Here is a 13,784-nt window from a genome sequence, read left to right as displayed (position 1 = left end):
GCAGAAAACCTGCAGAAAAGATAAGACAAAAACGTTGATTTGATAGTCTTTGTGTACTTAAGGGTGCTAAAAACCTGCAGAAAACATGAAGAAAACCTGCAGAAAAAATTAATTATTAACTTTATTTTCTCACAGTTTTTGGTTTGACCAACAATAAGTTAATCAGAATCATGGCAATTAAGATAATGAGTCCCATCGGCAGATACGTATTTTCACCCATGATACCAACGAGTGGCGAAACAATTCCGCCCATGGCGTTTTGCGTCAGGCCCACGAGAGCGGAGGCACTCCCGGCGTTCTTACTGGCAGCGTTCATAACTACGGTCGTGGACAACGTCAGCATGGCACCGATAAAGAGGAGAATGATGAAGACTAGGATGATAACCACTAACAGGTTTTTAAACCAGATGGCACTGAGGATCAGGATGAAACTAGTGACGATGGTGGCCTTAATGAATCGTTTTAAAAGGGTAATGGAGTCGGTCTTCATTACCAAGCGACCAGGCAAGGCGCTTCCGATCCCAATGGCAACGCCATTTACGGCGTACAAGAAGCTGAAGTCCGTGACTGACATGTGGAACTGACTCTGAAAGACAAAGGAAGAGGAAGAGATGTAGCTAAATAGTGACCCGTAGACCAGTCCGGTTGCAAGCACAAGCCGGAGAAACTTGGGATCCTTTAGTAGGTAAAACATCTGCACTTCGGATTGAAAAAGAGAACCGGTGCTGCGGTTTTCGGGCTTCAAGGTTTCGGGAATGCCAAAGAGGCACATGAAAACGATGACGATTCCAATCACCCCTAAGATGAGGAAGATTCCCTGCCAGTCGGTAATTTTGATAATTAATCCACCGAAGATGGGGGCAATGATGGGGAAGATGCCATTGACGGCGGTCAATAGTGAATAAAAACGGGTCAGGATTTTCCCAGAAAACATGTCACGAGCAACGGCTCTAGAAATGACTTGACCGGTTGCCCCGGCGATTCCCTGAACCAGTCGCAAACTGATGAGCGCGTAGACGTTGGGAATGAACGCAATCATCGCAGATGAGACACTAAATAGCAAGAAACCGATGATTAGTAGTGGTTTTCTACCATAATGGTCACTTAAGGGGCCGATGATGACCTGACCAACTGCCAGTCCAATCAGACAGGCCGTGATGCTTAGCTGCATCATGGAGGCGTTGGTGTGAAACGTTGCCATCATCTGTGGGAGCGCTGGCATATATAGGTCCATCGATAGTGGGCCAGTTGCGCTCACGATCCCAAGGAGGACCGCTAACCAAATGACGTGACTTTTCTTTGTTTCCATTTTTTCATCCCTAGTAAAAAATTTGCGATCAATGACGCACTAATTGCTATTATAAGGTATACTTACTAAATATATAAAGGAAATTTTCGGGATGGAGTTCGTCCCGTGACAAATCATTAGTGATAGAATAAAATTATACATAATGATTGAGGAGAATCTGAAATGAAATTTTTTAAGAGCATCATGAGTTGGGTCATACCGATTGTGATTGGGTTGATCCTAGCCTTAATAATCAGACAATATCTATTTACGCTGGCCAAGGTTGACGGACCATCGATGCAACCGAACCTTGAAAATGGAGAACGAATCATGGTCTTCAGACAGGCGAAGATTAAGCATCGAAGTGTCGTCGTGTTCAATGCGGCGGGAGAGGATCCAACCGCTGCACCGAACACCGACTACGTTAAGCGGGTAATTGGACTTCCCGGTGACACCGTTGCCTTTAAGGGTGGCAGTATCTACGTTAACAACAAGAAGGTTAACCAGGATTACATCAGTAAGAGTCAGCAGCAACAGGGAACCTACTACAACCGGATGCCTGGCGACTGGGATCTTACCAGTCTATCCAAGAACTGGCCTAAGAATAAAGGGGCCGTTAAGGTCCCAAAGGGAGAGTACTTCGTTCTAGGTGACCACCGGAGCGTCTCAAATGACAGTCGTTACTGGGGCTTTGTTCCAAAGAAGAAGGTCGTGGGAGTTGTCAAGACCTTCCCATGGAGTACCACCAAGCAAAAGCGGTATAATATTAATGAATTAGGATATTAAATCAATAAAAAGCTCATCATAAATATGATGAGCTTTTTATTTAAATTAATTTTTGGAGGATTTTATGAAAGGATTGATGAAGAGACTTTTATTTGTGGGATGCTTAATATTTGTTGGCGTGGTCGTCATTTTTTACATTTTAGGGTTTATGAAATCAAATCAAAATGAGACCCAATCATCAAAACAAGCACACGCATATCAGGTAGTTAACAACAAGGATTACTCACGGGGTTATTATCCATACGAATCAGCCTACAAACCTGATGAGAACTATCCAAACACTTTACATACGATTCGGGGTGAAGGCCGTTCTGACTTTATCACCCAGTACTTTTTACCTACTTATACCAGTAAATATGCGCGCTTGAACGACCGCAATCACCGGTTGATGCGTAACCCACAAAGCGTGGTGCTTCATGGGCAATACGCTTACATTATGTACACCTTCTACGGTGGTTCCAACACGGGATTCGTGGTGCGTTATGATTTAAAAAAACTAAACGAACTGGGATTTGACCTGCCGGGCTACATGGGAAAGTTTCGTCACAGTAAGACCGAGTTATCCGCCATCAAGGTTGGACCCGTCTTTCATACGGGGCACGGGCAGTCGATGGCCTATAACCCTAAGAATAAACAGATGTGGTTTATCAAACAGAATGGGTTCAAACCGGTTGTTCAGCGCCTGAACATGGACACCTTAAAGCCGGAACAAAAAGTTAGAGCACGGGTTCAGTCGACCATTCCGGGTAAGGTTCCGATGGGGATGGTCCTCGCCTTCGATAAAGCCGGTCAGGCTTACTTTTACAGCATCACTCATCACGGTATCGCTCCAAGAGGGGCCGTCAAGATTTATCGCGGCCAGATTAACGAGCGGGGAGCTAAGTTTAAACTAATTCCGCAGTTAATCAGACACGCTCCTGGGATTGTTCCCCAGTCACTATCGTACAATGATAAGAATAATAACCTGTACCTCGTTTCTGATGGTGGCATCATGCGGATTCCGGTCAATAAGTTAGGCCACTTAAAGACCAGCGACATCCGGACGATTATTACCGATGGTCACCGTGAATTTGAGGGACTGTCGTTTGAAAACGGGAAGGGCATGTTGCTGGTAAACCGTGGTCCCGAGTTGATGCGGATGACGAATCCTAATTTTTAGTCCCTTCGCTTGTAAAACGATTAGTTGAGACTTAGAATTACAATTAACTAATTAATCGAAAGAAAGGACGAAGATAATGACGGAATTTAATCATCCAATTACACCAGACGACGTTGATCAAATGCAGGCCGATCTGGAAGTGCAACCTAAAAATGAAGTGATTTCACGGGCCATCATGACCAATGGGATTGATAAAGCTTCAGAGGACCCTAAGACAGCGGTACGTCTGAACCGCACCTTCTCAATTGACATTGATACGGGCACCGTTTCTAATCAGAAACATAGTGGACGATGCTGGCTATTCTCATTGTTAAATACCTTGAGACATAAGTTTGCGGTCAAATACAACAAGAAAGATTTTGAGTTATCCCAGAACTACCTGTTCTTCTGGGATAAGATTGAACGAGCTAACATGTTTTACGACCGCATGATTGCACTGGCCGATCGCCCAACGAGTGACCGGGACGTTGACTTTTACTTGAGCATGCCGGGTGAAGACGGTGGCCAATGGGCTATGGCGGCGGCACTGGTTCAAAAGTACGGTGTTATGCCCAAAGAGGCCTTTCCAGAAACCGCCGTTACCGATGACACCACCGACTACGATGAGGTGATGGATCGAAAGTTACGTCACGACGGGATGGTCCTCAGAGACTTGGTTAATTCTGATGCCTCAGACGACGATATCAACCAAATGAAACAGAAGATGATGACAGAGGTCTACCGAATGACCGCATATTCATTTGGCGTTCCACCAAAGACCTTTGACCTTGAATATCGGGATGATGATAAGAAATATCATTTGGATCAAGGTTTGACTCCCAAACAGTTTTACGACAAGTACATCGGCGTTGACTTAAGCGATTATGTCGTTTTAACCAATTCACCTGACAAGAAAATGGATGAGATGTACTCACTCCCAAGTCAGAACAACGTTGAGGGTGGCATGCCAATTGAGTTTTTGAACGCCCCAATGGACGAACTGAAGGAAGCCGCCATTAAGCAACTTAAAGATGGTGAGACCGTTTGGTTTGGCAATGACGTACTGCATCAGATGAGTCGGCAAAAGGGCTACTTAGACAGTAAACTCTATCATCAATCCGCCCTATTCGGGGTTGATATGACCATGACCAAGGCTGAACGCCTCAAGTACCACGAAGCTGAAGTTTCCCACGCTATGACGTTGACCGGTGTTGATCTAATCAACGACGTGCCAACGAAGTGGAAAGTTGAAAACAGCTGGGGCAAGAAGGTCGGAGACGATGGTTACTTCGCGATGACCGACGAATGGATGCAGGATTTCGTTTACGAAGTGGTTGTTAAGAAGAGTTATTTAAAGCACACCCAAAAAGAGGTTCTGAAGAAGGCTCCAATCAAGTTGGATCCATGGGACTCATTACAATAAAAATTGATTTAACACCCTTCCGTTGTGGAGGGTGTTTTTTTATGGCTTATTTTATTCCGTATGATAATGAGCTGTTACACGCTAAAATGAAGATCGAAAGCAATCTGAAAATTAAGGAAGTCCATTAAACACTGCCAGATTAGCTTTTATAGAGCCTTGTTTTAGCAGACAAAAAAGTTGTATTTAAATTAAATCATCCTATGATTAAATTTAATAAAATAATATTAATTATTAAGATGAATTTAATTTGAGTTTATACTTTCAGAAATCTAAGAGGAGAAAAAATTGCGAGATAAGGATAAAATTTTAGGCACCCTGTATGGTCAAGCCATTGGTGACGCGATGGGGATGCCGAGTGAGCTTTGGCCGGCTTCCAAAATTCAGGAAGTGTTTCATGAGAGAATTACAACTTTTTTGGATGGTTCCTACGAAAATGAAATTGCCAGAAACTTTAAGGCCGGCGAGTACACTGACGATACTAACCAAGCCTTTGCCATTTTGGATGGCCTAATTGAAAATAATTGGGTGCCGGATTCACAAATCTTAGTAAAACATATTATTGCCTGGGCTGATGCCGTTGATGCGTGGAATCATGATGTTTTAGGTCCGAGTAGTAAGGCAGCCCTCAGCTTAATAAGGAAGGGGAGAAGTCCTACTGCTGTCACTAAGGAAGCGTTGACCAACGGCTGTGGAATGCGGATTGCACCAATCGGAACGCTTTTTGAACCCGATGAACTCGATGACCTAGTTAAAATGGTGGTTTCCGTTACCAAAATTACACACTCAAGTGATGTGACGCTAAGTGGAGCGGCGATGATTGCGGGAGCAGTGTGTGTTGCCGTTAAAGGCTACGACTGGGACAAGGTGGTTGAATTTGCAATCGAGGCAAATGATCGTGCCCTTGGTTTAGGAGCTCCGACTTGGGCCGCTAAAAATAAGGATCGTCTGCGGGTGGGATTGTTCTTAGCAAAAAAGTATAAAGGTGACGAAGAAAGTTTTAGTCGTACCATTTATGACACCGTTGGAAGTGGAACGATGGCATCGGAGAGTATTCCATCAGCAGTGGCAATTGCGTACTTTACTCGTGACGTTAAAAAGTGTGCCCTTCTTTGTGCTAATCTCGGTGGCGATACGGATACAATTGGAGCCATGGCAACCGCAATATGTGGAGCAAAGATTGGAGCAAAAAACATTCCCGAAGAATGGAAAGAAATTATCGATATCAAAAATCCGCAACATGACATCAACAAATTGGCAGATGCGATTAGTAGTTTTAAAGATTAAAGAAAGTGATTAATCAATTACTTTAAGAAATGATTTGGCCGCAAAAGTAGTTAGTCAGGATGCAGGTGCGCTGTAAATCACTTCCGTATGACAATTTTTAGTTGCAAAAAAGACAGCTGGATTTAGTTCAGCTGTCTTCATAATTGCCCGTGTGGCAACGTTATATTCTAATGAATAACCGCTAGAGTGGCATAATTAAGGCGGTTATTTTTTTGTCACAAGATGATACCAGTAAACCCGTTAATTTGAGTGGCAACCTCTTTTGGTCGAAGCCATTGTAAGAAATGGTGACCATTCATGACGACTGCCACGGAATTCTCGTTGTTATTAAAATAAGGATTTCCATATTTAACGTAATCATTTAGGTTTAGTGTGGAAATGATTGATAAAGTAGGAATATTTGAAGGCATTCTCAAACTTTTAGTTTCATTAATGGTAGGAAAGGATTCTTCTAATTCACTAATTTCAAATTGATTTCCAGAAATGTTTTGGTATAACTTCTTGGCAGTTTCCTTTACATCATTGGGTAAATTAGGATTGATATCGGTGTCAATTTCACCATTGATGTGACTACTTTTAGCTTCTTCTAAGTTTTCTTTTAACTCGTCTTGATAATTTAACATCATTTTCGGTGCAGTTGGGTCGATGCCAATGAATCCATTTGGGTTGAGTTCATGTTTAGAAAGAATTGATAACCAGTAAATGGCATTGAAACTATGGGAAACTATCAGGTATTTCTTGAGGTTTAAGGTATTAACTAGTTCAACTAATTCGTCTTCAATATTTATGAGTGAGCGGGTTTTGTGAACAGGATTATCACTAAATCCAGCTCCGAGCATATCAATACTGATAATATTATATTTTTCGGTGTCAATGAATGTAAAAACGTGATAGAAGTCTAGATATGCACTGTTGATTCCCACGGCGGCAAAAAACAAGATGGTAGGCTTATTTTTATTAAAAATACTGTTAGTAAAACACGTAAATGTTCCATTTTCAGTTTTGATGGACGTTTGTTTCACAGTAATTTACCTCTTTTTTTCAGTAACCAAGTTGTGATAACTAATGCCAGTAAGGTGACTATTAACCAAATAGTGGTTACTTGGATAAACTTCCAATCAATTAATTTAGAGCCGGTCCAAATATCGTAGAAGTTATTCATGGTGTATTTCCAGGGAATTAAATTACCGATAGTCTGGAAGTTCTTCGGTAGTTGGTCAAAACTCATGAAGACTCCCGAGAACATGTATATTATAAATAAAATGGTCATTCCAAGTGGGAAAATCACGTTGGGATTTCGTACTATAAAGGCGATTAATGCCCCAACAAAGAGAAAAACGAGTACGCAATATTCATCTTGAATAATCAATGACACCACATAGGGCCAACTGGGAATTTTTAAATTAAAGAATAGTTTAGCAACTAAGATATTGATGCCAATACTTAAAAGCGACAGGAGAAAATACGAAATAATTTCATTGAAAATATATTTTTTAACGCTGATGCCAAAAAAGTATAGTCGTTTATAAACCTTGCGTTCAATGCTTCTGCCAATCCATTCCGGGAAACTAATAACAGTTAGGGCAGCTACTCCGATTCCAGTAGTGATCAAGAAGTATTTATCAATAAAGTGATATCCGTTACCAATCGGAAAGTTTTTGTACGAGGCCATCATAATTACCATCATGATGATGGGGAAAATGAGAGTGAAGAAGATTGAGATTGGGATTCTCAGTTGCATTTTTAAAATAATCCATAGTTTTTTCATGAGATAGTTCTCCCTTCATTTTGAAGTGGAATGTAACAGGTCATTACACTCGGAAGCATAAATGTGGCACTAATTTGATTTTGTTTTAGTTCCTGTGTTAACCGGTCTTTTTGTTCGTCGTTTTGACAATAAATGTATTCTTGATTGCCAAACGTGAAAGTACGAAATTTTGAAGTAAGGGACTTAATCTGTGGTGAAAGTGACGAAGCGATTATTTTGAAACACCCGATGTGTGGGTAGTTTTGAAAGAGCTCCTCACGAGTACCAAAAAATAATAATTGACCCTTTTTCATTATGATAAATTTGTTAGCCCAATCGTTAATTTCTTCAAAGTAGTGAGTTACATTTATGACGGTCTGTTGATTGGTTTTTTCTCTCATAATTGTAAGTAAATCGCTTCGCTTCTGTGCGTCTAACCCAGACGTCATTTCATCCAAGAAATAAATTTGGCGATTTTGGGCTAGAACCAAGCCCAAAGTCAGACGTTGCTTTTCGCCGCCCGAGAGGTTTTTGATAAGTGAATTAGAAAGCTTATTTAATTTATAGGTGGTTAAAAATTGGGAAATGTCTTGGTTTTTCCATTTTGGAAATACTAATTGAATGAATTCTTTAACCTTAATAAGGTCGCTGTAATCATTGTCCTGAAAGACAATTCCAACGTTTTTATCAGAGAACTCTTTTTGAATACTTCCTGATTTAATGGGATTTTGTCCTAGAATGGTGTTGATGAGGGTGGTTTTGCCGGCTCCGTTCTCGCCTAAGAGGGCCACCATGTCTTTAGAGTTAATGGTAATAACGTGGTCCTTGAAATCAATAATATTCCTGCCAGATAGATTAACTCGCAGATCGTTAATTTTTAAGATTGTTTTCATATGTATGAGCTCCTCATGAAGTTCTGGATTAATTGCTTTGTGACATTATACACTATTACAAACCATTTAACAGCGGGTTAAAATTACAAAACACCGCTACCAAGCGGTAGACACCGGTTTATTTTGCTTGTATAATTTGCACCAATAATTGTTACACAAGCAGTAAAGACAGGTGGGAGAGTAGGATGAAGTGGTTTTTGAAAATTGGATTGTACGTCGTTGAATTTATGATATTTGGATCGTTATCTTTGGTACTCGTAAGTCTCCCCATTGATTACTTTCCAATGCTGATACTGCTTTTCTCCAGTTTGGCATTCTTATTAATCATCAATCAACGCGTTCAGAGTACAATTAATCATCATTATCGATATAAATGAACAAAAAATAAAAAGTGTTTCGTCGTGAGCAAAAATCACTAACAACGGAACACTTTTTATTTTTTCAAAAACAATTGATAGACTAAGATTGCGATGACTATGGCGGCAAAAACCACGGTTGCGACCTGCGGATTGGCAATCAAGGCGTTGACTAATCGATGAAGAATCGAAAAACTGTGCACACCATGCAGTCCAAGAACAAAGTAAGAATTCATTTTCATCACCTGCTATTTCATGCGAAGTACATATTATTTTAATCCATCGTTAGCAAAAAAGTAAGCAAAGTCTTTTAAAATTATGTATTATGGAGGTATAAAACCTAGGAGGATCTACAATGGCAATTGATTGGATGTTAATTTGGCACATTATCGTCATCGGTAATGCGATTTTTGCGATTATTACCGTGTTCAGGCAACCCCGAGACATCGCTGCAACGTGGGCATGGCTTTTAGTACTGGTATTTTTACCATTACTAGGCTTCATTATCTACGCTTTCTTTGGAAGAAAACTACCTAAGAGTAAGTTCTTCCGGTTAAAGGGTAGCGTGAAAAAACACGTGAGACATGAACTCAGTGAAGAAAAGGCAATGCTTAAAAAACCAAAGGATGCTGACACGAAGTCGAAACAGATTGCGTGGGAGTCAGCTAACATGGTTCGCATGTTTATGAATTCTGATACGTCCCCGCTTTATGACAACAACAAAATCGACGTTTTCACTAATGGCGACAAGTTGATGGATCAGATGTTCTCCGACATTAAGAACGCTAAAAGTTCCATTAACCTTGAATTCTACACTTTTTATGCTGATAAAATTGGGAAAAAGGTCCTAGCTGCATTGGTTGAGAAGGCCAAAGAGGGCGTTGACGTCCGGGTCATCTATGATTCATGGGGTTCGATGGGAACCACGCAGAAGTTCTTTAAACCGCTGTTTGAAGCGGGTGGTCATGCTTACCCATTTCTACACACCCATTCTAATTTCTTTGACTTCCGGGTTAACTTTCGGGATCACCACAAAATCTTGGTAATTGACGGTCAGCACGCTTATGTTGGTGGTTTCAACATTGGAGACCAGTACATGGGTTGGAGCAAGAAGTTTGGTAATTGGCAGGACTGTTCGATTCGAATCCACGGGAATGCCATTTATGGACTGCAATCTCAGTTCATCTTAGATTGGAACGCCACTGATGGTAACCTGCAGATTAATCCTAACAATCCCGAAATGATCAAGAAGTACTATCCGGTCATTCACACGGATGGGGAAGCAGTGATGCAGATTGTTTCCAGTGGTCCTGATACCAGTATGGAACAGATCAAGATTGGCTACATCAAGATGATTGAGATGGCCAAACACAAGGTCCAGATTACCACGCCATATCTGATTCCCGACCCATCGGTCTTAGACGCTTTAAAGATTGCATCCATGTCGGGTGTTGACGTCCAAATCATCGTGCCAGACATGCCAGATCATCCGTTCGTATATCGTGCCACCCAGTACTATGCGCGTCAGTTAACCAAGTTGGGGGTTAAGGTTTACTACTATAACAACGGGTTCATGCACGCCAAGACGGTGGTGGTCGACGACAAGATTGTCTCGGTCGGATCCGCCAACATGGATTACCGTAGTTTCAAGTTAAACTTCGAGATTAATTCGTTTACTTATGATGAAGAATTTGGAAAACGAATGGGAGCGGTCTTTGAAGAGGACTTGAAGAACAGTACCCTGCAGACAACGAAGATGTTTGAATCAGAATCATGGTGGTTAAACTTCAAGCAACACTTTAGTCGTTTGTTGTCACCAATTCTATAAAAATAACAAGAAGACACTAGACAATTTCGTCTAGTGTCTTCTTGTATAGGGGAATGGACATCAATGATGTTCATTTTTGTTTGGTTTTATTTTTCTGGGTCAGTGGCGACCAGTGCACCTGCCAGGTTATGCATATCTGGTTCTTGAGCGGTAACGATCAATTGTTGATTGACGAAGGCCATTTGACCAATGTCACTCATTTCTCTCCCGTAGCCAGAGCCTTTCACACCACCGAATGGTAATGCTGGAAGGGAAGCGAGGAAGTTATTGACGAAGACCATCCCGGTTTCAATCTGGTCGGCAACCTTGGCGCCGTGTTGGGGATCACCAGAGAAGACGATTCCACCTAGTCCATAAGGGTTGTCGTTTGCGAGGTCAATGGCTTCTTGTTCGCTGTGAGCCTTGTAGACCGAAGCAACCGGACCAAAGAATTCAGTGGTGTAACCAGGGTTGGACTTGTCGATGTCGGTAAGAATGGTTGGCATGAAGAATTGACCTGGGAGATCAACTGGTTCATTGCCATAGACCACCTTAGCACCGGCTTTAATGGTGGCATCAACTTGGGATTGAAGTTTGTCCTTAGCCTTCTTGGAATTCATTGGCGCAAGCGTTGTTGATGGGTCCATTGGATCGCCCATTTTAACCTTACTGAAGTCTTCCTTTAATTTCTCAACAAACTTGTCGTAGACGTTGTCCATGACGATGAAACGTTTGTCAGAACAGCAGACCTGACCGTCGTTATAGAGACGAACCCGCCAAGCAATGTCTTCCGCCTTGTCTAAGTCAGCGTCATCTAGGATCAGGAATGGGTCCATTCCACCGAGTTCCATTGAGTTTTTCTTGAGGTTCTTACCTGCCGCTTCAGCAACGGATGAGCCACCTCGTTCGGATCCGGTTAAGGCAACGCCTTGGACCCGCTTGTCTTCGATGGCTTTTGTGACCTGATCGTATGATAGGAACATGTTAGTCAAAGCGCCCTTTGGTGCCCCAGCCTTTCTGATGACGTCCGCAAATGATTGAGCTGAGTCTGGGATGTTTGAGGCATCCTTTAGAATCATTGGGTTACCAACCATGAAGTTGGGAGCGAAGACTCGCATGATCTGGTAGTAAGGGAAGTTCCATGGTTCAACCATGACTAACGTCCCAAGGGCGTGGTAGTGAACCTCGGCCTCGCCAGTTACAATTGACGAGATGGCCTTTGGTTGAAGTAATTCTTCACTGTGGTCGGCGAACCAATCCGCGATAATGGCACAAAGCTCAACTTCACCTTGAGATTCACGGAACAACTTGCCCATTTCGATCGTAGCGGTTTTAGCTAAATCATCCTTGTTGTCACGCAAAGCCTTAGCAACGTTGTGTAGAATTTTGGCTCGTTTTTTAATGTCTTGTTTTTTTGTTTTTTGATAAAGCGCTTCGTCAGTTTTAAGCACTTGCTCTAACTCTGCGTCGGTAGCGTTTGGATAAGTCTTAATTGTTTCATTGTTAAATGGATTTACAGTCTCATATGCCATAGTAATTCTCCCTTATTATAAATAAACGTGAATTAAACTTTAGTGACCAAATAACTATGAGAATCAGTTAGCTAACTCAGATCTCACCTTGAGTATAATCCATTCGGAAGCGGTTACAATGAAATTGGCTTAATTGTTAAAAAAAGATTGGCTCCCGAAGGCACCAATCGTGATTATCTATTTTTGTTATTTTACGTTTAAGATCCACAAGAAGACTAAGAAGATAATTGCTAACGAATACATCATCCAACCGACTTCCTTACCACGTTTAGCGGCAATCATGGTAATCGGATAGGCGATGAAACCAAGTGCAATTCCATCTGAAATACTGTACGTCAGCGGCATTCCAATCGCAATGAGAAACGCTGGGGCCGCAATCTCGAACTTATTCCAGTGAATGTTTCCAAGCGATTTAGCCATTAAGATTCCAACGATAATCAGTGCCGGAGCGGTCACCTGACTAGTAATGACGGTCAAGAGTGGTGAGAAGAACATTGCTAACAAAAACAAAATTCCGGTCACAATGACGGTAAAACCAGAACGGCCACCAACCGCAATGCCGGCTGATGATTCAACGTAGGCACCCATTGGGGAAGTTCCAAGAAGTGAACCAACCAGCATGGTAACCGAGTCGGCACCTAAAGCCCGGCCAATGCGGGGAATCTTGTTGTTTTTCATGTAGCCAGCCTGTTCGGCTAATCCAACTAACGTTCCGGCGGTATCAAAGAAGGTTACCAAAAGGAACGTCAGCACGACAACGATTAGTTGCGGCGTGTTGATTTTGTCAATGTTGAACAGTCCAACTAGGAAAGTGGACTTAATGCTTGGAACCGACGAGACGATTCCAGTGGGCATTTTGATTAATCCGAAAAGGACTCCAATCACGGCTGAAGCAACCATCCCAATGAAGATTGAAGCTGGGACGTTAGCGGCCATCAAGAACAAAGTGATGACTAAACCGGCGACTGTCAGTAAAGTAAGGGGATTACTGAACGAACCGAGGCCAACCAAAGTGGACTTGTTGGCAACCACGAGGCCACCATTGTTCAATCCTAAAAAGGCGATGAACAGGCCAATACCACCGGCAATGGCCGATTTGAGGTCGGACGGGATGGAGTCGATGATCTTTTCACGCAACTTGAGCAAGGTCAAGATGACGAAAAGAATCGAAGCGACAAACACCCCGGCCAGTGCGGTTTGCCATGGAATCTTCATCCCAATACATACGGAGTACGCAAAGAAGGCGTTGAGCCCTAGACTGGCGGATAATGCAAATGGGTAGTTCGCGATGATTCCCATTAGGAAACAGCCAAAGGCAGAGGCGAGGGCCGTTGCGGTAAAAACGGCACCTTTATCCATCCCTGCGGCACCCAAAACGTTCGGGTTTACGAATAAAATGTACACCATGGAAACAAAGGTCGTAACTCCCGCAACCGTTTCACGGGTAAAGTTAGTTCCCAATTCCTGAAAGTGAAAAAACGAGGCAATTCGATTAGCCATTTCCACAACTCCTATCAAATTAATATTCGG

The 13,784-nt window shown here is 42.3% G+C and carries 12 protein-coding genes; 5 read left to right on the top strand and 7 right to left on the bottom strand.

The features are described 5' to 3' along the window. Positions 1–121 precede the first annotated feature (121 nt). Positions 122–1,309, bottom strand: a complete 1,188-nt coding sequence (locus AC6UDD_RS05230; RefSeq protein ID WP_500719364.1) for a multidrug effflux MFS transporter — start codon at positions 1,307–1,309, stop codon at positions 122–124. A gap of 162 nt (positions 1,310–1,471) precedes the next feature. Here AC6UDD_RS05230 and lepB point away from each other — a divergent pair, with 162 nt between their 5' ends. The 4 genes from lepB (at position 1,472) to AC6UDD_RS05210 (ending at position 5,919) form a co-directional block, all read left to right on the top strand. Next, positions 1,472–2,074: a signal peptidase I gene (lepB, locus tag AC6UDD_RS05225; protein ID WP_500719361.1), complete on the top strand. Its 603-nt coding sequence runs from the start codon at positions 1,472–1,474 to the stop codon at positions 2,072–2,074. A gap of 64 nt (positions 2,075–2,138) precedes the next feature. Further along, complete coding sequence (locus AC6UDD_RS05220; RefSeq protein WP_500719359.1) at positions 2,139–3,233, top strand: hypothetical protein; 1,095 nt, start codon at positions 2,139–2,141, stop codon at positions 3,231–3,233. Between the two features lie 76 nt (positions 3,234–3,309). Further along, positions 3,310–4,635 carry a C1 family peptidase gene (locus tag AC6UDD_RS05215; protein ID WP_500719357.1) on the top strand — a complete coding sequence of 442 codons (1,326 nt, stop codon included), beginning with the start codon at positions 3,310–3,312 and terminating at the stop codon, positions 4,633–4,635. Positions 4,636–4,920: 285 nt separating this feature from the next. Further along, positions 4,921–5,919: an ADP-ribosylglycohydrolase family protein gene (locus AC6UDD_RS05210; protein ID WP_500719355.1), complete on the top strand. Its 999-nt coding sequence runs from the start codon at positions 4,921–4,923 to the stop codon at positions 5,917–5,919. A gap of 215 nt (positions 5,920–6,134) precedes the next feature. On the opposite strand, the gene AC6UDD_RS05205 is transcribed toward AC6UDD_RS05210, so the two are convergent. From AC6UDD_RS05205 to AC6UDD_RS05190, 4 genes are all read right to left on the bottom strand, one after another. Further along, entirely contained in the window at positions 6,135–6,941 is an 807-nt protein-coding gene (locus AC6UDD_RS05205; protein WP_500719353.1) for an alpha/beta hydrolase family protein, read from the bottom strand. Continuing rightward, a complete protein-coding gene (locus tag AC6UDD_RS05200; protein WP_500719351.1) occupies positions 6,938–7,687 on the bottom strand; it encodes an ABC transporter permease in 750 nt (249 codons plus the stop codon). Before AC6UDD_RS05200 ends, AC6UDD_RS05205 begins: the two co-directional genes overlap by 4 nt. Then, a complete protein-coding gene (locus tag AC6UDD_RS05195; protein ID WP_500719349.1) occupies positions 7,684–8,559 on the bottom strand; it encodes an ATP-binding cassette domain-containing protein in 876 nt (291 codons plus the stop codon). The genes AC6UDD_RS05200 and AC6UDD_RS05195 overlap by 4 nt, the downstream gene beginning before the upstream one ends. Positions 8,560–8,992: 433 nt before the next feature. After that, the gene (locus tag AC6UDD_RS05190; protein WP_500694255.1) at positions 8,993–9,151 is read right to left on the bottom strand and encodes a hypothetical protein; all 159 of its coding nucleotides are present in this window, start codon (positions 9,149–9,151) and stop codon (positions 8,993–8,995) included. 119 nt (positions 9,152–9,270) lie between these two features. On the opposite strand from AC6UDD_RS05190, the gene cls reads away from it, so the two are divergent. Beyond that, positions 9,271–10,743 carry a cardiolipin synthase gene (gene cls, locus AC6UDD_RS05185; RefSeq protein WP_500719347.1) on the top strand — a complete coding sequence of 491 codons (1,473 nt, stop codon included), beginning with the start codon at positions 9,271–9,273 and terminating at the stop codon, positions 10,741–10,743. Between the two features lie 86 nt (positions 10,744–10,829). Here cls and AC6UDD_RS05180 read toward each other — a convergent pair whose 3' ends face one another. Further along, the gene (locus AC6UDD_RS05180) at positions 10,830–12,254 is read right to left on the bottom strand and encodes an NAD-dependent succinate-semialdehyde dehydrogenase (RefSeq protein WP_500696202.1); all 1,425 of its coding nucleotides are present in this window, start codon (positions 12,252–12,254) and stop codon (positions 10,830–10,832) included. Positions 12,255–12,440: 186 nt separating this feature from the next. Next, positions 12,441–13,754 carry an NCS2 family permease gene (locus AC6UDD_RS05175; protein WP_500719345.1) on the bottom strand — a complete coding sequence of 438 codons (1,314 nt, stop codon included), beginning with the start codon at positions 13,752–13,754 and terminating at the stop codon, positions 12,441–12,443. Between the last annotated feature and the right edge of the window lie 30 nt (positions 13,755–13,784).

This window comes from Fructilactobacillus sp. X2R1C3, assembly GCF_059901425.1.
Note: the sequence above shows the minus strand (reverse complement) of the source record. Positions and strands in the feature narration are given on the sequence as shown.